Source organism: Brevibacillus parabrevis (genome assembly GCF_003710905.1).
Taxonomy (GTDB): Bacteria; Bacillota; Bacilli; order Brevibacillales; family Brevibacillaceae; genus Brevibacillus; species Brevibacillus parabrevis.
This window is the reverse complement of record NZ_RHHV01000010.1, coordinates 170,106-193,916: the sequence shown is the minus strand read 5'-3', so window position 1 is coordinate 193,916 and position 23,811 is coordinate 170,106. Positions and strand designations below refer to the sequence as shown.

General features: G+C 43.5%; 21 protein-coding genes and 2 pseudogenes. 9 read left to right on the top strand and 14 right to left on the bottom strand.

The genetic code is table 11. From position 1 onward, the window contains the following. Window positions 1-175: 175 nt before the first annotated feature. Both EDM60_RS29600 and EDM60_RS29595 read left to right on the top strand, forming a co-directional pair. A pseudogene (locus EDM60_RS29600) lies at window positions 176-625 on the top strand (protoglobin domain-containing protein); the annotation flags it as partial. A gap of 12 nt (window positions 626-637) precedes the next feature. Beyond that, window positions 638-1,147 carry a methyl-accepting chemotaxis protein gene (locus tag EDM60_RS29595; RefSeq protein WP_371736940.1) on the top strand — a complete coding sequence of 170 codons (510 nt, stop codon included), beginning with the start codon at window positions 638-640 and terminating at the stop codon, window positions 1,145-1,147. 168 nt (window positions 1,148-1,315) lie between these two features. Here EDM60_RS29595 and EDM60_RS13570 read toward each other — a convergent pair whose 3' ends face one another. The 4 genes from EDM60_RS13570 to EDM60_RS28395 all read right to left on the bottom strand — a co-directional run bounded on the left by EDM60_RS13570 (window position 1,316) and on the right by EDM60_RS28395 (window position 4,658). Beyond that, a complete protein-coding gene (locus tag EDM60_RS13570) occupies window positions 1,316-1,861 on the bottom strand; it encodes a hemoblobin-interacting domain-containing protein (protein WP_122964457.1) in 546 nt (181 codons plus the stop codon). A 224-nt stretch (window positions 1,862-2,085) separates the two neighbouring features. Beyond that, window positions 2,086-2,700 (bottom strand): hypothetical protein, encoded by a 615-nt coding sequence (locus tag EDM60_RS13565; protein WP_141254156.1) that lies wholly within the window; start codon window positions 2,698-2,700, stop codon window positions 2,086-2,088. Between the two features lie 96 nt (window positions 2,701-2,796). Then, window positions 2,797-4,416 carry a M56 family metallopeptidase gene (locus EDM60_RS13560; protein WP_122964455.1) on the bottom strand — a complete coding sequence of 540 codons (1,620 nt, stop codon included), beginning with the start codon at window positions 4,414-4,416 and terminating at the stop codon, window positions 2,797-2,799. A 104-nt stretch (window positions 4,417-4,520) separates the two neighbouring features. Continuing rightward, window positions 4,521-4,658, bottom strand: a complete 138-nt coding sequence (locus EDM60_RS28395; protein ID WP_141254154.1) for a BlaI/MecI/CopY family transcriptional regulator — start codon at window positions 4,656-4,658, stop codon at window positions 4,521-4,523. 274 nt (window positions 4,659-4,932) lie between these two features. Here EDM60_RS28395 and EDM60_RS13555 point away from each other — a divergent pair, with 274 nt between their 5' ends. The 5 genes and pseudogenes from EDM60_RS13555 to EDM60_RS13540 all read left to right on the top strand — a co-directional run. Beyond that, window positions 4,933-6,186 carry a helix-turn-helix domain-containing protein gene (locus EDM60_RS13555; RefSeq protein ID WP_307723373.1) on the top strand — a complete coding sequence of 418 codons (1,254 nt, stop codon included), beginning with the start codon at window positions 4,933-4,935 and terminating at the stop codon, window positions 6,184-6,186. A gap of 23 nt (window positions 6,187-6,209) precedes the next feature. Continuing rightward, window positions 6,210-6,332 (top strand): hypothetical protein, encoded by a 123-nt coding sequence (locus EDM60_RS29420; protein ID WP_255679174.1) that lies wholly within the window; start codon window positions 6,210-6,212, stop codon window positions 6,330-6,332. Between the two features lie 572 nt (window positions 6,333-6,904). Beyond that, window positions 6,905-7,501: a matrixin family metalloprotease gene (locus tag EDM60_RS13550; protein ID WP_122964454.1), complete on the top strand. Its 597-nt coding sequence runs from the start codon at window positions 6,905-6,907 to the stop codon at window positions 7,499-7,501. 34 nt (window positions 7,502-7,535) lie between these two features. Then, window positions 7,536-8,135 carry a hypothetical protein gene (locus EDM60_RS13545; RefSeq protein ID WP_122964453.1) on the top strand — a complete coding sequence of 200 codons (600 nt, stop codon included), beginning with the start codon at window positions 7,536-7,538 and terminating at the stop codon, window positions 8,133-8,135. 127 nt (window positions 8,136-8,262) lie between these two features. Continuing rightward, window positions 8,263-8,701, top strand: a pseudogene (locus EDM60_RS13540) (site-specific integrase); the annotation flags it as partial. 364 nt (window positions 8,702-9,065) lie between these two features. On the opposite strand, the gene EDM60_RS13535 reads toward EDM60_RS13540, so the two are convergent. The 4 genes from EDM60_RS13535 to EDM60_RS13520 all read right to left on the bottom strand — a co-directional run bounded on the left by EDM60_RS13535 (window position 9,066) and on the right by EDM60_RS13520 (window position 15,360). After that, complete coding sequence (locus EDM60_RS13535; RefSeq protein WP_122964452.1) at window positions 9,066-10,265, bottom strand: restriction endonuclease subunit S; 1,200 nt, start codon at window positions 10,263-10,265, stop codon at window positions 9,066-9,068. A gap of 2 nt (window positions 10,266-10,267) precedes the next feature. Then, the gene (locus EDM60_RS13530; RefSeq protein ID WP_122964451.1) at window positions 10,268-11,821 is read right to left on the bottom strand and encodes a type I restriction-modification system subunit M; all 1,554 of its coding nucleotides are present in this window, start codon (window positions 11,819-11,821) and stop codon (window positions 10,268-10,270) included. 26 nt (window positions 11,822-11,847) lie between these two features. Then, a complete protein-coding gene (locus EDM60_RS13525) occupies window positions 11,848-12,438 on the bottom strand; it encodes a restriction endonuclease subunit S domain-containing protein (protein ID WP_122964450.1) in 591 nt (196 codons plus the stop codon). Between the two features lie 168 nt (window positions 12,439-12,606). Then, window positions 12,607-15,360: a type I restriction endonuclease subunit R gene (locus EDM60_RS13520; protein WP_122964449.1), complete on the bottom strand. Its 2,754-nt coding sequence runs from the start codon at window positions 15,358-15,360 to the stop codon at window positions 12,607-12,609. Window positions 15,361-15,518: 158 nt separating this feature from the next. Between EDM60_RS13520 and EDM60_RS29145 the strand changes: the two genes are divergently transcribed. Continuing rightward, a complete protein-coding gene (locus EDM60_RS29145; RefSeq protein WP_122964448.1) occupies window positions 15,519-15,953 on the top strand; it encodes a site-specific integrase in 435 nt (144 codons plus the stop codon). Then, window positions 15,954-16,226, top strand: coding sequence for a tyrosine-type recombinase/integrase (locus EDM60_RS29140; RefSeq protein ID WP_122964447.1), 273 nt, complete (start codon window positions 15,954-15,956; stop codon window positions 16,224-16,226). Between the two features lie 132 nt (window positions 16,227-16,358). On the opposite strand, the gene sufB is transcribed toward EDM60_RS29140, so the two are convergent. The 6 genes from sufB to pckA all read right to left on the bottom strand — a co-directional run bounded on the left by sufB (window position 16,359) and on the right by pckA (window position 23,565). Next, window positions 16,359-17,756: a Fe-S cluster assembly protein SufB gene (gene sufB / locus EDM60_RS13505; protein ID WP_122964446.1), complete on the bottom strand. Its 1,398-nt coding sequence runs from the start codon at window positions 17,754-17,756 to the stop codon at window positions 16,359-16,361. 39 nt (window positions 17,757-17,795) lie between these two features. Beyond that, complete coding sequence (gene sufU, locus EDM60_RS13500; RefSeq protein ID WP_122964445.1) at window positions 17,796-18,233, bottom strand: Fe-S cluster assembly sulfur transfer protein SufU; 438 nt, start codon at window positions 18,231-18,233, stop codon at window positions 17,796-17,798. Beyond that, entirely contained in the window at window positions 18,220-19,446 is a 1,227-nt protein-coding gene (locus EDM60_RS13495; protein ID WP_063227330.1) for a cysteine desulfurase, read from the bottom strand. Before EDM60_RS13495 ends, sufU begins: the two co-directional genes overlap by 14 nt. Beyond that, window positions 19,446-20,744 carry a Fe-S cluster assembly protein SufD gene (gene sufD / locus EDM60_RS13490; RefSeq protein ID WP_122964444.1) on the bottom strand — a complete coding sequence of 433 codons (1,299 nt, stop codon included), beginning with the start codon at window positions 20,742-20,744 and terminating at the stop codon, window positions 19,446-19,448. The genes EDM60_RS13495 and sufD overlap by 1 nt, the downstream gene beginning before the upstream one ends. 21 nt (window positions 20,745-20,765) lie before the next feature. Then, the gene (gene sufC / locus EDM60_RS13485; protein WP_122964443.1) at window positions 20,766-21,554 is read right to left on the bottom strand and encodes a Fe-S cluster assembly ATPase SufC; all 789 of its coding nucleotides are present in this window, start codon (window positions 21,552-21,554) and stop codon (window positions 20,766-20,768) included. A 430-nt stretch (window positions 21,555-21,984) separates the two neighbouring features. Beyond that, complete coding sequence (pckA, locus tag EDM60_RS13480) at window positions 21,985-23,565, bottom strand: phosphoenolpyruvate carboxykinase (ATP) (protein ID WP_122964442.1); 1,581 nt, start codon at window positions 23,563-23,565, stop codon at window positions 21,985-21,987. Window positions 23,566-23,811: the final 246 nt, after the last annotated feature.

Genomic DNA, 23,811 nt, shown 5'->3' with positions numbered 1-23,811 from the left:
TTTATTTTATCATTGCCCCAAACGAATGTACATGTTCCCCAATTTCTTTCAGCAGCGGAACATTATGCAAAGTATTCACAAAATCATCGCATTTTCCTATAGATTTTCTGGTAAAATTTGAAAAGTGTTTTCTTAACCTATCAGACAATCAGACAAGAAAAAGGGGTCGGCAGCATTGATTGAAGTAGAAAAGAAGTGGAGAGAACTACTGGATTTTTACGCTTTGACGGAGGCGGATCTGGATTTGTTAGCTCGTCACAAAGAGTACGTCCAGACTCACCTGCACGAAATTGTTGACTGTTTTTACGAAGAACTGGAAAAGCATTCGCATCTGCGCAAGTTGATACAGGCGAATGCAGCGGTCGACAGACTGAAAAACATGCAGTATGACTACGTGGAATCGCTGACGAGCAATGTCATCGACGCCCACTACATCACAAGTCGCCAACGGATCGGCTCCACTCATGCCAGAATCGGTTTGTCCGCTTCCTGGTTTTTGGGGGGCTATTCTCTTTATTTGCGGCTGTTTTCCCAAAGGCTGCACTCCCTCAGCGATCCGGATGCCTTTTACCAGGCGCTGTCCAAAAGGGTGTTCTTTGATTCCGCGATCATTCTGGAACAATACATAGGCGAAACTATGCGCGAAAATGCGATCTACCGCGAGAACATGGAGCAAATGGCTGCCGAGTTAAGCACGACTACCCAGGAAGCGTTGCGCATCTCCTCTGTGTTTGCCGAGTCTGCAACCAATCTTGCCGTATACAATGAAGAGATCGCCCAATCCATGCGCGTGCTCAAAGAGCAAAACGAAGAAATCGAGAAATTGAGCGGCTTCGTATCCGATGTGTCTGTGCAGACGAATTTGCTGGGCTTGAATGCAGCCATCGAAGCGGCGCGAGCGGGAGAACACGGGCGCGGCTTTGGCGTCGTCGCCGATGAAGTGCGCAAGCTCGCGGACAAGTCAAACGCTTCTTCCAAAGAAATCAATCATTCGCTTGGCAGCATGGTTTCCCAACTGCAAAAAATCGAGCAACAGGTCACGCTTTCCGCGCAATCAGCCGATCAGCTCGATTCCACTTCCGAGCAATTATTATCGATTATCCAAGCCTTGGATGAGCTGTCTTGCCGCTTGCAAAGCAGGCAATAGTCTTTTTCAGTCGACAGCCGAGCGGGGCGAATATGTCCCGCTTGGCTGTTTTTTTGCTCACGGTGCGTCCCATTGCGGCTTTCATCGCAATCCCGGCAAGCCTTTTTCGGCAAAAGAAAACCCCCGGACTTTTCCCGGGGGCCGCTGATGGAGCTTTCATGCACAACATTATCGACGTTCTATGACCTCAAACTCCACGATGGCATTCGTGTATCCGTCTACCGTGATAGCAAATTCATACGTACCAGGCGCATAGTTTCTTCCCTGAACATTCATGATAACTTTTCCTGGCTGAGTGGTATCCAGCCGGAATCCGTCAATCCATCTTTCGTTCGAGCGATCCCATACTTTCGTGATGTGTTCGCGCCAGCTTGGATCGTCCGAAAACGTGATGTGAAATTCATGCTCACTCACGACCGTCCCTGTTAAGGCAGGGGGCGCCACTGGCGGAGCCATGTCAATCTCGACTGTCACATCCTGGTAGCCTGTTGCGGAAATGACAAATTCGTATCTCCCCGGCTCATAGACGTAGTTCGACTGATTCATCATGATTTTTCCGGCTTGTGTCGTATCGATGTCACTCTCAGCGATGATCCTGTTTTCTGTTTTGTTGCGGATACGGAAAATGTTCTCGCGCCAATTCAAGTTATCGGCAAACGCGATTTCAAACATGCCGTTGCTTTTGAGCACAACGTTCAAAGCAGGTGCCGGCAATCCGCTATTCTCGACTTGCTCCCATCTTTTGCGCGGGAGTTTTGTTCGAGCCTACACCGTGCGGGCGACTTTCATCGCACACGGCGTTCCATCAGCGGATAAGAAAAATTTTACAACGGGCACGATTATTGTAGGAGAAATCATCATTTCCCCTCCACTATCCAAGGTTAAGTGTTTGTTCATTGAAAAAGGAGCGTCCAGGTCGACGCCCCTTTTCTCCTGCCTTACTTCGGATCGGCAAGGTTCATCTTTTGTTGCTTCATCAAGTATTCCACCAGCGCAGATTGATCGATATTCTTGTCCCAATCAGGATTGTTCTTCGATTTGACCAGGTTAAATCCGATTGCGTAGTATGCATTTTGCTCTGCCCAAGTGTAGCTGACATGAAGCAGCTGTGGAGAGGCATTCTCCTGAAGCACTTCTGTTTTGATCACTTCTTTTCCAGCAATGGAGACAGAACTGGCTTTTCCTGTACGTTTCTCTGTGGAGCCGTCCAGGACCATTCCGGTTTTTTTGAACTGCTCCAACAAGTTAGCGTCTTTGAACTGCACAAACCAGAATTGGTAAATCCCTTCCTGGTTGATGTCCGCTCCCATGTACTCCATATTGAGCAGCTGGCTTTCACTTGCCTTGCCGTCCTTCTCCCCTAGATAAATTGCTGCTGGTTGAAGTTGAGCACGTTCGATCCGATACTTCCCGAGGGGCTGAACGGGAAATTTGGGTGCAAATCCGATCGCTTTTTGCACTTGCTGCAAATCGTCGGTGTCATAAATATCGTGGGACGCGCCTTTTCGTTGCGAGGTGTATTGTTTGTAGACCTGCTGATCAGGAGCTGTCATGCTAGTGATCATTTTGGCGAAATCGGCATCTGTGATGTCTTTTCCAAGAACGCCATCCAGGCGATTATGGATGCGATACTGTACGCCGTTATCCAGTCAGACGCTGTATTTGTCCACTTCCTTTTCCCTGTGGGCAGCCGCCTTTAGCACATTCACTCCTTGTACATTCAGCGTTTCCTTTTTCATCTCTTTGATGCTGCCGTCCCGGATGGGCCAGCCCAGCTCTTCTTCTTTGACAATTTCCGTGTAAGCGGCATCCAGCCCCACTCCGCCACGGATTGCGGTAATTTCCAGGCCACCGTCAATGTAATCATGCTCTCCGTCATTTCCCATCTTTTGCAAATACATGCGAACCATTGTCCGTTTTTTGCCTGTATGTTTGTTCTCGTCTGATCCGTGCTTCATGACATCCTCAGGTCCTACATCGATGCCTAGCAACATATAGCCTTTTGGTAAAGCAGCGGGAACTTTAAACGGAAAATCCGCGACCTTGACTGCTCTCTCCAATTCCGTATAGCTTCGAATCGGCGCATCAACCAGCACTTCCTTTTTGTTCGCCGCCAAACTGCTCACAGCATGGCTCTCCTGTATGGTTCCTGCTCCTGGCTGGGCCGCATGGGTCAACGCCGCTGTCCCGATGCAAACGACGCACACGACAGCGATTGCCGACAAGCGGTAAGAGCCTTTTTTAAACGATTGGATCATCGTAATCCTCCTGAGAATTTCCTTTTTATCGTTCGATTCGAAAAAGAACAGCAACGGTTGCCGGCTCTGTTTCGTCGATGCATGCTTGAGAAACTCAATCATGGTCAGTCCATAAGGGATCGCCTCGGCTTCTCCCAAAACTTCCAGCGCACATGCGTCACACGCAAGCTCTCCGTCTGTTTTCATCTTTTTCATGCACAACCAGACAAGCGGATTCATCCAGTGAATCGCCAACGCCAAAACGCTCAGCGTGTTCCACAGTGTATCCCGTCTTTTTACGTGGGCTACCTCATGCGCCAGAACGTGGGCGAGTTGAACATGGTCCAACTCCTTTTCCATCGCTTGTGGCAAATACACCCGCGGAGCGAGTATTCCGAAAACGTACGGGCCGATCGAATCGCTTCCCGTATACAAAGGAATCGGCTGCCTGATGCGGAACTTCCGGCGGCAATTGTTCATGACAGCCAGAGTCTGCTCGTCCGTAATCCGTTTGTATGTCCGAAACCGTCTCTTTATTTTTTGCGTATAGGCGAACAATGCGGCGATGATCGTCACGGAGCCGATCAGCCACACCAGCGAAATCAATTGCAAGGCAAGACCATGCCGGGATGCAGCAGGGGCTTGTTGCTGTTGAGCTTGTTCGGGAAGAACAGGCTTCGCGATCCCATGATTTTTCTCGTTCATCGTGGTAAAATGGTTTGGAGTAGATACATTTTCTTGGCTGTTTTGTGGTAATTCCTTGGACGTTTGCCCGTCCGCAAAAGGATTTAGCGCAAGAACAGCTCTTTTTATGTCGGAAGCATATGGCAGTCCGTGAAACATGCTGACAGGGCTGTCAGGGAAGTCAGGAAGCAGCAACCGAAGCAAGACGATCATCCACAGCAAATGGCGAAAGCGTGCACTCATGCGGCGATGAAACATTTTTTGCACAGCCATCACCAGCAAGGCAACAACGCTCGCGGTCAGTGTGGAATAAAAGAACCATAAAAAAACGTCAACTACCATATCCATGTCTTTTCCCTCTTTTTATAGTTTCCAGCCTTTGCTTAGGTCTGAGAACCGTTTCCTTTTTCTCTTTCTTCTCCTGTAGCACCTGTTGCAAAAGTTCGATCACCCTATCGAACCGCCTGGTCGCTCCACTCGCTGGAGTCGGACAAATAAATCGCAATCTGCTCAGCCGTGATCGGGCTTCTCTTCCAAATCTCTTTCATGTTTTCTGGTTCCGATTCAGATATTTTCGGCAATTCTCCCACGCATTCACTCCTTTAAATTTACAGTTGTAAACGATACGTTGATAATATTACATCTGTAAATTTAAATTGTCAATATGAGGAAATCGAAAATTTGCGAGTATAACCAACTTCAAAGTACAGTCCGCAAGGGAACAGCCGGGTGTCTTCTCAGCAAAGACTCCCTCCCCCTTTTTATTTTCTGATACGTTTGCCTATACTGGAAATTTATTGACCCGTCCAATTTATTTTGTGGTAAAGTGGGTATAGATACAGATAATGGAAAAGGAGGCTCGGTGTGGTGTCGCTTTCATTAGGTGAACTCATTAGCAGCCATCGTAGTCGACGCAATCTATCTCTTTCAGATCTCGCAGAAATGTCCGGGGTCAGCAAAAGTACCTTATCCTCCATTGAATCGGGGGAGACGAAGCGGCCCAGTTATACCACGTGGAAAAAAATAGCGGACGCTATGGATATAGCGCCTAGCACGATCATAAACGCTTTTGTAGACACGACCTATCATCCGAAAACGCTGGAAATTGTCCTGGCAGAGGTGATTCGGGAAGGCTGGGAAGCACTTGTCGCGAAAGTTGCCATTCGCTATTTGGAATCTCCCCGGATTGATACATTCAGAGCGTTGGATCATATCGACGGCACCGCCAGAGATACGGAGAACAAGCGAATCAAACGTATTTTATGCGATTCGATTATTACATTCACAAGAAGTCGGGGCATACCATCCTATCTCGCCAGCGCCCTGTATGAACGGTATTTGATCGAACGAGACGACTTCTCCCGTTTCGAGGAAACGTATCGTCGCGGGAAGGAGCTGCTCCTCTACACCGAGCATCTCTATACAGAAGATCGCATCGACTACTATTACAAAATGGGTGTTCACGCCAACATTCTGGGACTGCACGACGAAAGCATCGAGTTATGCAGGCTGGGCTTGCGCGAGGATCGGACGGATAGCAAGCAAAAAGCATCGGCCTACATCTCGCTGTTCAACTCATGTGTCTACTTCGGAGACATCCACGTCGCTGCCATCTACTTGAAAGAATACGAGAACAGCCAATACGCCGATTTTCGCAAAAATCATTTTCGCGCCACCCTCTTGGCGAAAAAAGGCCAGCACGAGGAGGCTATCGAGTTGTTCCGCGTCTGCTTGCAGGAGGCGAAAAAAGAAGGGCGGATATCCATCGTCGTCGACCTCATGGCATCTTACCTGGAGGCTGGAAAAACAGACGAGCTTTTGCGGCTGATCGAATCGGAAGATCAGTTTCTCCCGGAAGCCACGCCGCAACATCCTTATCGAATGAAAACATTGGCGCAATACTACAGGCGCAAGGCACTCTGCTTGATCTCGCTGGAGAAGTTCGATCAAGGATTTCACAGCCTGAGCGAAAGCATCAAATATTTCAAACAACTGGGCACAACCTCCGAGGTCATCGATGGCATCCGCCTGTTCCTCCGCCACCATCGCACAAACAACAAAAATCTATCTTTCAAAAATATGGAAATTCTTGAAGATATATGTGATAATATTATATAAACATAGAAAAGGAGGAAAGCTTCATGAAAAAGATTCTTTGGATTCTTGCTCTTGTCTTGTTCTTTTCCTCGCCCGTCGTATCAGAAGACGTCAGTGCCGCTGCAAAGCCAAAAGCGAAGCCTTATCTGGTGGAGCCGGATTGGTAATCGTTGTGAAAAGAGAGGCGATCATGCCTCTCTTTTTTTGTTTCGTGTCATTGTTATGTACGGGTTTGGTGGGGGTTTTGTCACGGGTGTTCTCGACTCGTTGCACGATGATTGTTCACGGGGCATGTGGGGCATGATGCGTACAATCCCGAACCATCATCCATTTTCCTTTCAGGTCCAGTAAATAGGATTTGCGGTCTTTCGCCAACATCTTTTAAATCGCAGGTCATTTTATCACCTCACTTTTTCACAATCATACATTTGTCCCAATAATAGAAAAGCCCTACCTCGGACTCAAAATCCGAAGCAGGGCTTCCGCGCTTATGTTGTCGCTTTTTCTGTTACTTGATCCAGCATTGTAGCATGATCCAAGACTAAAAAGCATTCTAGTGGCACGATTTTTTTTAAAGAATAGATTTTTCGGATTTCCCATTAATTGATACACAATAACCAAAAGAATAATATGTAATATATTGTAGAAAAATGCAAAAAACATATACTTACAAAATTTGGTATTTGTTGGTATATTTTAAATTGTGCTGTTTTTATTATTATTAAAAAGGAGAGTTACCATGAATTTGTTTAAGAAATCAATCTTGTTAGCATCGTGTTTAGGAGCTTTTTTTGCTTTGGGTTATGGTTTTGCAGAAGCAAGTAATGCTGATGTTGCATTTGCAAAGTGGGACCCTAATAAGGATTATGAATACACATTGGATAAATCAATCACTAAAAGTGAGAGAACTGCGATTATAACAGCTGATAACCAATGGAACAATGTTGATGATCCCGTCTATTATCTAAAGGAAAGTCCTGTAAAAACAGACATTGCTTCGTCAAAAAAAGATGCGATAAACATAATCTACACAGCCTCTCTTGGGACTACTGGTGGTAAACTTGCCGAAACAAGAGCTTATATCAACCGTTATGACTATGTTATCGAAGCAGATATAGTAGTCAACGAATCTTTTGCCTATTCGACCGGATCTAAACCTGATTCAAATACATTCCACCTACGAACCATCATGACTCACGAAATGGGACATGTACTTGGGATTGGTCATTTAGCAGATAAACCGGCTGTTATGTATGCAACTTTAGATAAGGATCAAGTGAAAATTCCTCTCTCAAAATATGATAAAGATGCTTATGTGATTAACCACTCTAAATAGCATCTAGGATTAAAAATAACAGGAGGTAAAAATAATGAAAATGAACATTAAAAGCGGAATAATCGCTTCTTCTATGATTTTAGCTTTTGGCCTTGGTTATGTGGTTTACGACACATATAATGTAACCAAGTCAACAATTCGTGTTGAAGGTACGTTAATCGAATTATCACCTGAGGAACTGGCTGCAGCAAGTTCCTTAATCATTGAAGGTAAAATTAATCACATTACACAGCCACAATGGAATACAGAGGATGGAAATGAGCCAGAAGTGATTGAGGATGCAGATGCAATTTATCGAGATATCACAATAAAAGTAAACAAAACGCATAAAGGTAAGGAATTAGACGAAGTCGTAGTTCGTGTTTACGGTGGAGAAACAGAAAACGTAATTATGGATATGGAAAATGCACCAGAATTTACTGAAAACGAGAAAGTCCTCCTATTTCTAAATGTTGATGATTCACCAGCGAACAAAACAAACTCTACTGATCACTATGCAATAGTGGGTTCCTACCAAGGAAAATTTAAAGTTAAAAATGATAAAGTTGACAATAAAAGAGAGAAATTCCAATTAAATGAGATAGTCGACATAATTGAAAGTCATAAAGATGACAAAAATCCTTTGCAGCAGTAAATCATGACGTTTTAACAGGAGTAACCCGCTAGTTGAGAATCTAACTAGCGGGTTACTCTCTTTTTACAAAAGTTCATATCGACAGGTCATTCTCTTTTCTTTATGAACTCCTTGTATAGCCTTCCAATCCACGATGACCCGCACCGGTCTTCGGATCGATGAAGCGCTGACGTTAACTTGGGATGACATTGACACCGAAACCGGCCGCTTAACGATCAATAAAACGCTGGTTTATCCGCTCAACTCGACGCCTTACATTTCGACGCCAAAGTCAAAGAACAGCGTGCGAGAATACTTCAAAGAGGTATGCAAGCGGGCCGAGCTTCCGGTTCTGTCTCCGCACGCTTTAAAGCACTCCCACGCGGTCCATCTTCTCAAAACCGGCGCAAATATAAAATACGTGTCCGAGCGACTAGGACACGCACGCAAGCGTCAAAGTCACAGCGGACACGTATTTACACATCACTAATAAGATTGAAAACGACGCACTCGCCCTTTACGAGAGGTACGTCCAAAATGGGCAAATCATGGGCAACCAGCCCAGCAGGAGCAGGAAAAGTCTATAATATTAAGCTTAACCGATGCTTCCCTCCATCTCGAACTTGATTAATTTTGCTCGAAATGACACGAACTGATTAGCAATAAATCCGGTCAGACCTTTGATATAAAGCCGTTCCTTCAAATGGTTTAAAATGGATTATAATTTCAACTTGGCACGGAAATTTGACTAATAAAACCATGTAGAAAGGATTAAAATTTTAGAACTCAATGTTTGCGAGGAAGGACAAGAACAATCATAAAAAGATACGGGTTTTTCTTCCTTACATTAGTCGTGATGAAACGTATCATATGTAAATGGGGTTTTTCACGAAATTTGGAACAGCACCTTTTCTAAATAGTAAAAGAGGTGCTGTTTTTGTTTTTTTATGATTAGATTAACATTTGTTGCATGAAAGCTTGTTTTTGTTTTTGTAATAAATATAATTTTTCTTGTTCATTTTGAATTTTATTATCCAATAAATTTAGAAACTCAGCAATTTTTCTTTGCTCTTCTAGAGTAGGAATATTGAATTTAAGTGTAGCGAAATCTTTATAGCTAATTGCTTTTCCATCTCTAATACCATAAGTTGTCGTGTTTAATCGCTGGATAAAAGAATCTGTTTTAAAAAATTTCGCGAAATATGGTTCGTAAATCTTTTTACCTTTTTTACGAAATACTGTATAAGCAGGGCTTACTAGACCCTGTAAATTGGAAATCTCAATGCCGCCTTGGAAAGAACGCAAACTAATAATAAAATCGTTCGTTTCTACAAGTTTGTATGATTTTAAATTCTCATTACTGAATGCCATATGTCTTTCTAAAGTATCTCTTAAGACCATCCCATTATCTTGAGTAGCAGAAAGGACAGGAAAATCACCATTGTGGTTTTTATTAGAAACTGACTCAAATAATTCATCAGCTTTAATATTAGTTTTCCACTCAGGGAAATCAGCCCCATTTTCATCCTTAAATCGCAATTTCTTACTAAAAAGCTTCTGCATATAGCCTTTTTTCTGTTCTTTCAGCAAGTTGATTTTTTCTTGTTGAAGTTGGATTTTCGAATCAAATTTCTCAAGAAAGCTACTTATTTTCACTTGTTCCTCTAAACTAGGTAGATAGAAATGATAGGATGCATATTCCTTAGAATTGATACCAGGTTGCCCAGAACGCATAGACATTACTTTAACCCAATTATTATATGATTGAGTCATTGTTTGATAATAAATAAATTTGGCATTATGTTTTTCTTCAATTCGTGCTCTAATTAAAAACCCTGCAAAGTATAGTTTTCCATCTTCCTTTTTATAAATGTAAGATTTACCTGTGCTTGCCCCGGTTCGTGCAAATACTATATCGTTTTCTTTTAATAAATACTCATCAGTTAGTTCCCCATCTGGTGAAACCCTATTATTCTTTATATATTTTCTACTTTCATCATCAATATCTGTTATACGAATGTATTGATTTTCACCATCGAATGGCTTGGCCGCAGCATTTAAACCGTATGATATTGATTTACAACAGTTTCCCAATGTAGTAAAAATCCATTCATCTTCAAACTCCTTAAATCTTAACGAAGGAATATGCATTTTTATACCTCCAACTCTTTGAAGTATTTCTCTAACTCTCGATCCACTTCTGCAATTTCATCATCAATTACTTTCAAGCGTTGTGCTACTGCTTGCAAATCAACTGTTGTTTCTTCTTCAAATGTATCCACGTAGCGAGGAATGTTTAAGTTATAATCATTTTCTTTGATTTCTTCTAATGTTGCTGCGTAAGAATACTTGTTGATTGTCTCGCGACTTAAGAATGTGGCAATGATTTTCTCAACGTGTTCATCTGATAAAAGGTTTTGATTTTTCCCTCTTTCAAATTCATTAGATGCATCAATAAATAATACATCGTCATCATGCTTACGGCATTTTTTGAATACAAGGATGCAAGTTGGAATACTTGTACCATAGAAAACGTTTCCTGGTAAGCCAATTACAGCATCTAAGTAATTTTTTTCTTCTATCAGATATTTACGAATTGTTCCTTCTGCTGCACCACGGAATAGGACACCATGTGGTAACACAACAGCCATTTTACCGTTATCATCCAATTGATGAATAAAATGTTGAATAAATGCAAAATCAGCTTTGGATTTTGGTGCTAATTTAGCATAAGCACTAAAGCGTTCATCTTCTTTGAATTTGTCGTCAGCACTCCATTTTGCTGAGTATGGAGGATTTGCAACGATCACTTCAAAGCGTTGCTCGATATGTTGTGGTTCTTCTAATGTATCAGCATTCCTAATATCAAAGCGTTGGTAGGGAATACCATGTAGCAGCATATTCATTCGAGCTAAGTTATATGTTGTCGAAACTTTCTCTTGTCCGTAATATTTGTGTACCTTTGCCTCTTTTCCTACACGTAATAGTAACGAGCCAGATCCACAAGCCCCATCATAAACATCACGAATTTCTGTTTTTCCAGCAGCCACAATCTTCGCTAAGATTTTAGACACTTGTTGAGGCGTATAGAACTCTCCCGCCTTCTTCCCAGCGTTTGCAGCGAACTGAGAAATCATGTACTCATACGCATCACCTAATACATCGATTTCTGCATTGTCTTGTTCAAATGGAATTTCTGCAATATTGACGATGACTTTACTTATAAGATTTGAACGGTCTTTAACTGTGCGACCTAAACGTGATGATGTTAAGTCCATGTCATCAAATAAGTTTTGGAAGTCGTCTTGACTTTCTGTACCTAATGTTGATGATTCAATTGCTTTTACACCGTTTTGAAGCATTTCTACGTCAAAATTGCCGTTTACTCCTTTTTCAATTTCTTTAAGGAAATATGAGAACAAAAATTGTGGTTCTACTATATAACCTAACTCATCAATAAGATATTCTGCTAAGTCCTCGCGGTACTCTTCATTTTCCCATGCTTCAGCATAAGAAATGTTATCTTCCCTTAATAATTGGTTTGCACGTGCTTCTACTTTTTCTGATAGGTAACGATAGAAAATTAACCCTAGAATATAATCCTTGAATTCACTAGCATCCATTTGACCTCGAAGGTCATTAGCCATCGCCCATAATTTTTTATGTAATTCAGCCTGTTGTTGACGTTGTTTTTCACTTGTTGTCATCGTAAGTTCCTCCTTAAGTTTGATGATTAATTCACGTTGATACTCTGAATTAGCCTCTGTTGAATATATTGCTGTTGCAACTCACGTTTTTCAGTCATTAACGATTCTTTTCTCTTTTTTAACTGAGCTATTTTGCCAATAATTATTTGCTTTCGGATAGGTGGTAAGTCAATTTCTAAATCCTTTAAATGAGACAGCTTCAATAATGAAATAACTGTTCCCTCACTTAATACTGACAACTGCTTTCGAATGGATGGATATTCATTAAAGTACCATTCAAAGAAGGCTGCATCTACATCACTTGTTAATTCGATTTTTATGAAATTATTTGTTAACAATAGTCCGCTATATTTCTCGGGTAACAGAGCAATTTTTTGTGTATGCGTGTGTAAAATAAGACTGACTGTGTCAGTTAGCAGTTGTGGTACCAATTTTTCTTTCGGTACAGCAATTTCCACATTTTTTTCATTTGAAATTCGATAAGCTAAGCCCAGTGTTTCGTTAAATTCCTTTAATGATAATGGTTTGACTTTTGTTGTCTCAACGTTGTCAGAAAAAGCTTCCAACCGATTCGCAAAAGCACCTTGTGTAAATTTTGCAATTTGATATAGTTTCACAACACTCCTCCTTTGATATTTTTTAATATATCAACACCTATGAATATAATGTAAATGATATTTCAAAAAATATCAATGTTTTCTCATTTGATTTTTGATATTTTTTAAAATAACAAGAAAAAGCGCTAATTTAGCGCCCTCTCATTTATTAAATGGGTTATGTGGTAACTACGCACCGTATTTTTCGGTAAAGTCACGAATGAAAGTAATAATTGCTTTGATTGCTTTATTCTTTTTCAAGAACGAGCCTGATAAAGAATCCATAATTGCATTTTTTTCAATTAAAGTGGAATACTCATATGTTGATACTTGTTCACGTAATATACTGTCTTCAATGTTTACTTGTTTTGCAAATGTTGTGAGTTCTTGCTCACTCATTTCTTCTTCGTAACGGTTATATGCATCCATCACAGATTCATTAGGGGCTAATATTGGTGCAACCTTATCTAAGAACCCTTTTATCAATTCAATTTTTAGACGTAACTTCGGATCAGATGCATGGTCTAATTCTTGTTTGATAAAACGAATCTCTTTGTCACGTTCTTTTTCGTTTTCTGTGTTAAGGTTCGCAATTAAATTCAAAATGTAGCTGACATTAATCTTGTCTGTATGCATTAGCTCTAACTCAAAGTCGATGTCATGCAAGATCGATTCTTTTGGCACTTCACTACGCTTAAAATCTTCGTAAACCTTGAAATATTTGCTCTTGTAATCTTCATATGATTGTTGTGAAATTGTTAGCTCTGATTCATCAAACTCAAAATCAGAAAATGACTGTAAACGTTGAAGGAATTTCGTCACATTTTTGAATGCAATGATAAATTGCCGCTTATCTTCCTCGCTTTCTAGCTCGTCTACTTCTTCAGGAATGACTGCAACATTTCGTAAGTTTTTCACTGCTTCCTTAAACGCTTTTAAATATTCATCGTAGCTCCCCATTAAAACGGTATCAACGTTGTCCGTTCTAGAGAATAACTTAATTGCTTCATCTGTTTTTTCTTTTAAATTTCGATAGCAAACAATATTTCCGTATGGTTTAGTAGATTTCTCTACACGATTTGTACGGCTATATGCTTGCAACAAATCATGATATACCATGTTCTTATCCACATAGAGTGTATTAAGTGGCTTGCTATCAAATCCAGTTAAGAACATCTTTACGACAAGTAAAATATCTATTTGGGCATTTTTCACTTTTTTTGATACATCAGAAAAATAACGATCCCATGTTTCTGTCGAGAAGTCTGTATCACACATTTGGTTATAATCTGAAATCATGCGGTCTAATGCTTCACGAGAATGTTCACCTGTACCATCACTTTCCTCGTTTTGCCCATATGAAAAAATTCCAGCAATCTTTAAATCATGATTCTTAGAGTTAAAAATATCGTAATACTTAATTAACGTAGGAATAGAATCAACTGCAAACATAGCGCAATAGCCTTTGCTCTTCGAACGTCGTAGATGATTACTAATTATATGGTCAGCTACTAAGTTTAAACGTCGTTCCTCATGCCAAACTTCATCTGTATCAATCGCTTGTACTTTTGTATCATCTGTTTCATCGATATTAGCGTTAAAGGTACGAATGTATTCTACTGAGAAACCAAGTACGTTCCCATCACGGATAGCATCTTTAATAAGGTAATAATGCAAGCATTTTTCAAAAAGGTCGGCAGTTGTACGTCCATCTTGACTTTTATTCTCGATAAAGCGTGGTGTTCCCGTAAAACCAAAGTATTGAGCATTTTGGAAGTGACGATCAATCTCTTTTCGCATATCACCAAATTGGCTACGATGACATTCATCAATAATAAAAACGACTTTTTCTTGTTTATATGGTTCCATAATCTTAGCGTACTTTGGACTTTTGATTGCATTGTTCATTTTTTGAATTGTTGTCACAATGAATCTCTTCATAGGATTCTGTATTTGCCCAATAAGGACTTCGGTTTTGTCTGTGCGGTCAACCGCTCCCTTCTGGAACTTGTTGAACTCAGCAATGGTTTGACTGTCTAAGTCTTGACGATCAACGAGGAAGAATACTTTTTTGATGTTTTCCTCATCAGCTAAAATTTGCCCAGCTTTGAAGGAAGTCAGTGTTTTACCCGAACCGGTTGTATGCCAGATGTAGCCGTTGTTGTTTGTTTCGGTTGCTCGCTTTACAAGTGCTTCAATTGCATAAACTTGATATGGACGCATAACCATTAATGCTTTATCTGTATCATTAATGACCATATAACGACTAATCATCTTCGCAAGATGGCATGGATTTAAAAATGTACTACTGAAACTTTGTAAGTTTGAAATCAGTTCATTTTTTTCATCTGACCAAAAGAATGTAAATCCAAATTGAATGTCATAATCAGAATTCGAAAAATACTTTGTATCGACACCATTACTTATTACAAATATTTGTAGAAAACGATATAAACCTGGAAATGTATGGCGACGATAGCGTTGGATTTGGTTAAACGCTTCTTTAAAGTCTAACCCTCGTCTTTTTAATTCTATTTGAACGAGAGGTAATCCATTAATTAAGATAGTGACGTCATAACGATTGGTGTACTTTCCAGTCACAGTGGTTTGTGTTGTAACCTGAAAAAGATTCTTACACCAATCTTTTGTGTTTAGCAACTCTACATATAATTGAGTACCATCTTCACGTTCGATTAATAATTTATCACGTAGGATTTTGGCAGAATCGTAAATGCTTTTGCCTTCTATTAATGTAAGAATCCTTTTAAATTCTATATCAGATAATGGTTGTCCATTTAGTTTATGTTCATTAAATAAATTAAGTTGTTGCTTAAAATTAGCTAATAATGCATCATAGTCCGCAATCTTGACCGCATTATAGCCTTGATTTACAAGTTGTTTATGTAAGTTTTTTTCAAGTTCTGCTTCAGGTTGGTATGCCATTTGGTAGGAACCTCCTTAATACCATCGTCCCTTTTATTATACTTAAAAATTAATGTTTAAGTTTCATTTTTATTTTTAATATTGTTTGTGGAACAGTAACCATCGATTCAGGCATACCTTAAAACATAGTGTCAGCGCGATTAAAATATCTTTCTGTTATGAAAAGCATTTTACATTATGCCGTTCATGAACTTGAAGTGCTTGAAAAAAACCCGGCTGATAAATTAAGAGTTCCAGTTCAGGATTCTGTTGCCATAAAGAAAGAAAAAGTGAAATATTTTAGCCTTGAGGAATTAAACCAGTTATTAGGTTTTATGAAAAAATACAAATATCAACGCTTTCCTAATCATCAGCTTTACTACATACTTATGTACTTTTTAAGCAAAACCGGTTTAAGGATATCTGAAGCTTTAGCTTTAAGATGGGTAGATATTATTGGTGATAAAGTAACTATAGATAAACAAGCAAGCCGTGATGATAATAACAGTGTAAAATTAACGACATTAAAAAATTCTTCTTCCTATCGCACTATCAAAATAGACCCTGATTTAGTACGTGAATTAAAGAAGTTTAAGATGAAGCAAAATGAATGAATTCTAGGAAATACAAGATTCCGCAAAAATGAAGATGGCATTATATTTCAAAATTATAACGGGCATTATTTAACACCTTCTACTTTTCGTGAAACCATGCAAGATTACTGCAAAAATGCCGGTGTTGATTATAAAGGCACCCACGGCTTTAGACATATTCATGCGGTGCTGCTGCTTGAATCAGGGGCGAGCCTTAAATATGTATCAAATCGCTTGGGGCATAAACCATCAAAACAACAGCGGATACTTATCTTGATATTACCGAAAAAATAGAAGAAGACGAACTTCAAAAGTTCGCCTCCTATGCTAAAAGATAAGTTCAACTTGGCACGAATTTGGCACGCCACCAAGTTGGCACGATATATAATCCCCTCAAACCCGCAATATATAAAGGTTTTTTTGATATTATCCGATACTACCTTCCATCTCAAACTTAATGAGACGGTTCATCTCCACCGCATACTCCATGGGCAATTCTTTCGTGAATGGCTCGATGAAGCCCATGACGATCATTTCGGTCGCTTCTGCTTCCGACAGGCCGCGGCTTCGCAGGTAGAAAAGCTGATCCTCGGACACTTTGGATACAGTCGCTTCATGCTCCAGCGTGATGTTGTCGTTCATGATCTCGTTGTACGGGATCGTGTCGGACGTGGACAGTTTATCGAGAATCAGCGTGTCGCACTTGATGTTGGACTTGGAGCCTTCCGACTTGCGTCCAAACTGCGCCAGACCGCGATAGGTTACTTTTCCGCCGTCACGGGAGATCGATTTGGAAATGATTGTGGATGTGCAATCCGGTGCCAGGTGAATCATTTTGGCGCCTGCGTCCTGGTGCTGTCCTTTTCCTGCTACTGCGATGGAAAGAACCGTACCTTTGGCGCGTGGGCCTTTCATGATAACTGCCGGGTATTTCATCGTCAGCTTGGAACCGATGTTGCCATCGATCCATTCCATGTTCGCATCAGCGTAAGCAACCGCACGTTTGGTTACGAGGTTGTATACGTTGTTGGACCAGTTTTGGATCGTGGTGTAACGGCAACGCGCGCGCTCTTTGATGATGATTTCTACAACAGCGGAGTGCAAGGAATCCGTGCTGTAGATCGGAGCTGTACAGCCCTCTACGTAATGCACGAACGAATCTTCGTCCGCGATGATCAGCGTGCGCTCGAATTGGCCCATGTTTTCCGAGTTGATACGGAAGTAGGCTTGCAGCGGAGTTTCCACTTTGATGCCTTTTGGCACGTAAATGAAGGAACCGCCGGACCATACTGCCGAGTTCAGTGCCGCAAACTTGTTGTCTGCTGGCGGGATTACGGTCGCGAAGTATTCCTTCACGATGTCAGGATACAGCTTTACTGCCGAATCCATGTCGCAGAACAGAACGCCCAGTTTTTCCAGGTCTTCCTGCATGTTGTGGTAAACTACCTCGGATTCGTACTGAGCCGATACACCTGCGAGGAACTTTTGCTCCGCTTCCGGGATACCCAGCTTGTCAAAAGTTGCCTTGATTTCTTCCGGCACCTCATCCCAGCTGCGGCCTTGCTTTTCCGAAGGCTTTACATAGTAGGTGATGCTGTCGAAATCGAGGTCGTCCAGATCGCCGCCCCATTTTGGCATCGGCATGCTGTTGAAAATATCCAAAGCTTTCAAACGAAACTCCAGCATCCACGCCGGCTCGTCTTTGATCTTGGAAATTTCCTCGACGATCTCGCGGGTCAAACCCTTTTTCGTACGGAATACAGAAACGTCCTTATCGTGAAAGCCGTACTGGTAATCCTGTATCTCAGGGGCTTTTTTAGCCATCGTTGCTCACTCCTTCTTCATTCATGTCCTTACCTGATGCTATTTTTGCTCTGCCTGTTTGATGCCTTGCTCCAGCGCTTTCCAGGCCAGAGTGGCGCACTTGATCCGCGCAGGGAACTTGGCTACGCCTGACAAAGCTTCGATGTCACCCAAATCAATCGAGTCGTCGATTTCTTTGCCCTGCATCATCTCGGAGAACTTGTGCGCCAGTTCAAGTGCTTCCTCCACTGGCATGCCTTTGACCGCATCCGTCATCATCGAAGCCGATGACATGCTGATCGAACAGCCTTCGCCGAGAAACTTCGCATCTACCACTTTGCCCTCTTCCACTTTCAAAGAGAGCGAGATGCTGTCGCCACAAGTCGGGTTATTCAAATTAACAATGAGTCCGTCGGATTCTTCCAGCTTGCCGCGATTGCGCGGTTTCTGGTAGTGGTCCATGATCACGCGGCGGTATAAATCATCAAGAGAAGACATTGCCGAAATACTCCTTCGTCTTCTTCAATCCCGCTACCAGCACATCCACTTCTTCCTCTGTGTTGTACAGGTAGAAGCTTGCCCGAGCGGTAGCCGTCACATTCAGCCAGCGCATAAGCGGCTGTGCGCAGTGATGGCCTGCACGAACTGCGATCCCGTAGCTGTCCAGCACAGTAGCCAGGTCATGCGGATGCACCGTATCCAGATTGAATGTAATTAAACTGCTGCGGTCTTGCTGCGGTCCGTAAATTTTCAGTCCTTCGATCTCACGCATTTGCTCCATGGCGTATTTCACCAGGTGCTTTTCATGACGCTCGATGTTTTCCATCCCGATTTCTTCCAGGAAGTCGATCGCAGCACCAAGTCCGATCGCGCCTGCGATGATCGGCGTTCCGCCCTCGAATTTCCACGGAAGCTCTTTCCACGTAGAATCGTACATATCCACGTAGTCGATCATTTCACCGCCAAATTCCATCGGCTCGACTTGCTCCAGCACCTCGCGCTTTCCGTACAAAACGCCGACTCCGGTAGGGCCAGCCATTTTGTGGGCAGAAAACGTGTAAAAATCGCAATCCAAATCCTGGACGTCGATTTTTTTGTGCGGAGCGCCCTGAGCGCCGTCCACGAACAAAAGGGCACCGTGCTGATGGGCAATCTGGGCAATTTCCTTGATCGGAGTAGTATCTCCAAGTACGTTGGAAATATGGTGAATGGCAACGATCTTGGTATTGTCTGTTACTGTTTCCTTGACCGCTTCGAGAGTGACGGTACCGTCCTCTGCCAGCGGAATGAACTTGAAGGTCGCTCCGGTAGCCTTGGCTGCCTGCTGCCACGGAATGAAATTGGCGTGGTGCTCGACCAGTGTGGTCACAATCTCATCCCCGGGCTTCAGAACCAGACGCGCGTAGCCGTAGGCAATCGTATTGATCGCCGACGTCGTGCCGCGCGTAAAGACGATCTCCGCCGCTTCGCGGGCGTTGATGAAGGCGCGAACCTTCTCTCTCGCGCCCTCGTAGCCGTCTGTCGCCCGGTTGCCCAAGGTGTGCACGCCGCGGTGCACGTTGGAGTTGAACTCCTTGTAGTATTTATCCATCGCCTCAATTACCGGAAGCGGTTTTTGAGAGGTTGCTCCATTGTCTAGATAAACGAGCGGATGGCCGTTTACCTCTTGGTGAAGGATGGGAAAATATTTCCGAAGCTCCTTGGCGTTCATTAGCCTAACTTCCTTTCAAGCGCCTGACGGAGTTTGTTTCTCACTTCTTCCACCGGAATCTCGGAAACGACCGGATCGAGGAAGCCGAGAATGATCAGACGTTCTGCGCCCTGACGGGAAATTCCACGCGACATCAAGTAGTAGATGGACTCTTCACTGAAGCGTCCTACCGAAGCAGCATGCCCCGCTTTGACGTCATCCTCATCGATCAAAAGGATCGGGTTGGCATCGCCACGAGCTTTTTCACTCAGCATCAGGATATTTTCCGCCTGCACACCGTTTGCCTTTTCAGCGCCTTTTTCGATTTTGGTGATACCGTTCAAAATGCTGACTGCTTCACCTGTCATAACAGCCTTGCTCACCATGTCAGACTCGGAGTGGGTTCCGATATGCTGCACCTGGGAAGTCAAGTTTTGACGCTGGGAACCTGTCCCTACCGAAATGGACTTGGTCAGTGCGTTCGAACCTGTTCCTTTGAGAACAGTAGTATTGTTGGCAACCGTGTTGCCATCGTTCATTTCGCCCAAAATCCATTCCATGTTTCCGTCACGATCAACGATTGCGCGACGGAAGCTGTAGTCGTGAACTTCTGTGGACAGGGAACGCACGGAAGCTACCTGCACGGATGCACCAGCTCCTACGAACACTTCCACAATGCTGTTCGCTACCATGCTTTTGCCTTCGCCGGATACGTATGTATCGACGTAGGTTACTTTGCTGTTCGCTTCTGCCACGATCAACACGTGAGGAGCCAACAGCGCATGGTCACCAGCGATTTCGTATACAACCTGAAGCGGTGCATCTACTTCTACATTTTTCGGAACGTAGAGGAAAACGCCGCCGTTTGCAACTGCGGCATGCAGCGCACTCAGTTTATGCTCGTCTTGCGCGATGACTTGATGCATGTATTTTTGAACGAGTTCGCCATGATTTTGCAAAGCGTCAGCCAGCGTTGTAAAAATCACGCCTTGTGCTTTCAGCTCGTCTGTCACGGCATGAAAAACGGTGGAGGCATTTTTTTGCACAACCAGGTTTTTCACGCTGTCCACATCTATTTGCCCTTTTACCAATTCGCTCAGCTCATTGGCCGACGCTACCTTGGCAGTGGTTTGAAACGGATCGAAATCAACAGTATTCCACTTGTCAATCTTCGTTTTCTCCAAAGCGGGAAGCGGAAGCTCTCCCGCCGCCTTCAGTCCGGCGAGGCGCTTTTCCAGGAACCAGGCAGGCTCCTGATTAGCTTTGGAGTACTCGGTGATCGCTTCGGAACCGAAGCGGAGCTGTACATCCACACTCATTTCACTGCTGCCTCCTTCTTCCTACACGTTGGCGTTTACGGTTTCGTCCTCGATGCCGAGCTCTTCTTTGATCCAGTCGTAGCCTTCTGCCTCCAGGCGCTCAGCCAATTCAGGACCACCGGACTTCACGATACGACCTTGCATCATGACGTGTACGAAGTCAGGCTTTACATAGTTCAGCAAACGTTGGTAGTGAGTGATGATCAAGAAACCGCGGTCAGCGGAACGCATTTCGTTTACACCATTGGCTACGATTTTCAGCGCGTCGATGTCCAGGCCGGAGTCAATCTCATCGAGGATACAGATGCTTGGCTCCAGGAGCATCATTTGCAAAATTTCATTGCGCTTTTTCTCCCCGCCGGAGAAACCTTCGTTCAGGTAGCGGTGAGCAAAAGAATCGTCCATTTCCAGCGTGTTCATTTTTTTGTCCATCTCGCGGATGAATTTCATCAGGGAGATTTCGTTGCCTTCGCCGCGACGCGCATTGATTGCGGAACGCAGGAAGTCAGAGTTCGTTACGCCACTGATTTCGGACGGGTATTGCATAGCCAGGAACAGACCTGCGCGTGCGCGCTCGTCTACTTCCATTTCCAAAAGGTCGTCGCCATTGATCAGCACTTCGCCATCTGTTACCTCATATTTCGGGTGACCCATCAGCGTAGATGCCAGTGTCGATTTACCGGTACCATTCGGTCCCATGATCGCGTGCACTTCTCCGCCCTTGATTTCCAAATTCAGACCCTTGAGGATCTCTTTTTCTTCGATCTTGGCGCGAAGGTTTTTTATTTGCAAATGCGGTACTGCTGTCATCTGAATTCCCTCCATACACGTCAAAAGTGAGTTGGTAAATTCTCAATCCATTCTCAATAACTATCTTATAATAAGAATAATTATAAATCAAGGAATGAAACATATCTGTATTTTTTATATCATTATATATAGAAAGTACGCTTTTGCTTCCTATTTCCTTTCCAAATAGGGCACCCACCCAAGCATTTTTTCCCAGTTCGCTTCTTCCAATACCCTTTTCCAAATTCCTGAAAAAGTTTCTTGTCCTCAGTTGCCCGAGATTGTTCCCGAAATGGAAAAAGCCACACCCGATGGCTCGTGTAAAAGCCTGCCATTGGAAGCTTACCCGAGTGAATATCGCGCGTCAAATGGAAAAGCTGTGCCTGCCACAAAAAAACCCGTCAGCGACAAACTGACGGGTTTCGCAATCAAGCTATAGGTATAGGTGCGCTTACGCTTTTGGACCTGCCGTAGCGATATCCGTTGCGTTCGGGAATTTCTTCTGGAAGTTCTCGATGAAACGTGCAGCCAAGTCAGCTGCCTGTTTGTCGTAGTCTTCCTTGTTTGCCCATGTGTTGCGCGGTTGCAGCACTTCTGCCGGCACGTTCGGGCAAGAAGTCGGCACGTGTACGCCAAAGATTGCATCTTGCACGTACTCTACTTTTTCCAGCTCGCCGTTCAGAGCTGCGGTAACCATTGCACGCGTGTAGGAAAGCTTCATGCGCTGTCCAACACCTACAGGGCCGCCAGTCCAGCCAGTGTTTACGAGGTAAACCTGAACATCGCGCTCATCGATTTTTTTACCGAGCATTTCGGCATAAACAACCGGATGCAGCGGCAGGAAAGGAGATCCGAAGCATGTAGAGAACTCGGTTTGCGGAGCCGTTACGCCGCGCTCTGTACCTGCCATTTTGCTTGTATAGCCGGACAGGAAGTGATACATCGCTTGCTCTTTGTTCAGCTTGGAGATTGGAGGCAGAACGCCAAACGAATCGGCAGTCAGGAAAATGATGACGTTTGGTTGGCCGCCCACTCCAGGAATCACTGCGCCGGAGATTGCCTCTACCGGGTAAGCTGCGCGCGTATTTTCCGTATATTTGGTGCTGTCGTAATCTGCTGCATGAGTAACAGGGTCTACGTCTACGTTTTCCAGAACCGTACCGAATTTGATGGCGTTCCAGATTTGCGGTTCGCCTTCTTCGGACAGCTTGACGCATTTTGCGTAGCATCCGCCCTCGATGTTGAATACGCCATTGTCGGACCAGCCGTGCTCGTCGTCACCGATCAAGAAGCGGTTCGGGTCAGCGGACAAAGTCGTTTTGCCTGTACCGGACAATCCGAAGAACAACGCTACGTCGCCGTCTTTGCCTACGTTTGCCGAGCAGTGCATGGACAGTACGTTGCGCTCAGGCAAAAGCATGTTCATGACGCTGAAAATCGATTTTTTCATCTCGCCCGCATACTCGGTGCCACCGATCAATACGGTTTTTTGCTCAAAGCTCATCACGATGAAAGTTTCGGAGTTGGTTCCGTGAACCGCCGGATTTGCTTTGAAGTTCGGCACGTAGATGACAGTAAACTCTGCTTCGTGCGCTGCCAGTTCGTCCGCAGAAGGACGGATGAACAGCTGATGCGCAAACAGGTTGTGCCAAGCGTATTCGTTTACGACGCGGATTGGCAGACGGTAAGTCGTGTCTGCGCCAGCAAAACCGTCAAACACAAACAGCTCGTTTTTCGTTTGCAAGTAGTGAAGTACGTCCTGCTGGAGTACCTGGAATTTTTCCGGGGAAATCGGCTGGTTAACCGGCCCCCAGTTAATCTTATCGTGTACGGAAGCTTCGTCCACCACAAATTTGTCCTTTGGCGAACGGCCGGTAAACTTGCCTGTTAGCGCATTGAGCGCCCCCTTGTCGGTCAAAATCCCTTCGCCACGCTTTACTGCCATCTCAACGAGTCCAGCTACAGGCAGGTTGCGATGTACCTGAGTAGCTCCCAGAATGTCAGAAAGCTTGTGAACCGTATTGGTCTCCATGTGTGAACGATCTCCTTCCCAAAATGTATATCCAGTTAAGTTAACTTTTTCATTGTCGTTCGATTTGTAATTAGTATATCACATTTAATCAAATAAGCCACATAATTTTATAATCTGTTGTGGAGAATGTGTGAATAACCTCCCTTGTAGTTTTCCCATCCTACAGTATTTCAGTTCTTCCTCTTCATGTCCACCCCCTAGTGAAAGAATGGATGCAAAAAACCCGCTGCATCAGCGGGTTAGACA

Bases quoted from the DNA above. Each gene is read 5' to 3' on its own strand.
- EDM60_RS13545 (WP_122964453.1), top strand. From the start codon at position 7,536: ATGAAAATGAACATTAAAAGCGGAATAATCGCTTCTTCTATGATTTTA.
- EDM60_RS29595 (WP_371736940.1), top strand. From the start codon at position 638: ATGCGCGAAAATGCGATCTACCGCGAGAACATGGAGCAAATGGCTGCC.
- sufD (WP_122964444.1), bottom strand. From the start codon at position 20,744: ATGAGTGTGGATGTACAGCTCCGCTTCGGTTCCGAAGCGATCACCGAG.
- EDM60_RS13565 (WP_141254156.1), bottom strand. From the start codon at position 2,700: ATGACAGCTCCTGATCAGCAGGTCTACAAACAATACACCTCGCAACGA.
- sufB (WP_122964446.1), bottom strand. From the start codon at position 17,756: ATGGCTAAAAAAGCCCCTGAGATACAGGATTACCAGTACGGCTTTCAC.
- sufC (WP_122964443.1), bottom strand. From the start codon at position 21,554: ATGACAGCAGTACCGCATTTGCAAATAAAAAACCTTCGCGCCAAGATC.
- EDM60_RS13495 (WP_063227330.1), bottom strand. From the start codon at position 19,446: ATGAACGCCAAGGAGCTTCGGAAATATTTTCCCATCCTTCACCAAGAG.
- EDM60_RS29145 (WP_122964448.1), top strand. From the start codon at position 15,519: ATGAAAAGCATTTTACATTATGCCGTTCATGAACTTGAAGTGCTTGAA.
- pckA (WP_122964442.1), bottom strand. From the start codon at position 23,565: ATGGAGACCAATACGGTTCACAAGCTTTCTGACATTCTGGGAGCTACT.
- sufU (WP_122964445.1), bottom strand. From the start codon at position 18,233: ATGTCTTCTCTTGATGATTTATACCGCCGCGTGATCATGGACCACTAC.
- EDM60_RS29420 (WP_255679174.1), top strand. From the start codon at position 6,210: ATGAAAAAGATTCTTTGGATTCTTGCTCTTGTCTTGTTCTTTTCCTCG.
- EDM60_RS13520 (WP_122964449.1), bottom strand. From the start codon at position 15,360: ATGGCATACCAACCTGAAGCAGAACTTGAAAAAAACTTACATAAACAA.
- EDM60_RS13550 (WP_122964454.1), top strand. From the start codon at position 6,905: ATGAATTTGTTTAAGAAATCAATCTTGTTAGCATCGTGTTTAGGAGCT.
- EDM60_RS13530 (WP_122964451.1), bottom strand. From the start codon at position 11,821: ATGACAACAAGTGAAAAACAACGTCAACAACAGGCTGAATTACATAAA.
- EDM60_RS13535 (WP_122964452.1), bottom strand. From the start codon at position 10,265: ATGCATATTCCTTCGTTAAGATTTAAGGAGTTTGAAGATGAATGGATT.
- EDM60_RS13560 (WP_122964455.1), bottom strand. From the start codon at position 4,416: ATGGATATGGTAGTTGACGTTTTTTTATGGTTCTTTTATTCCACACTG.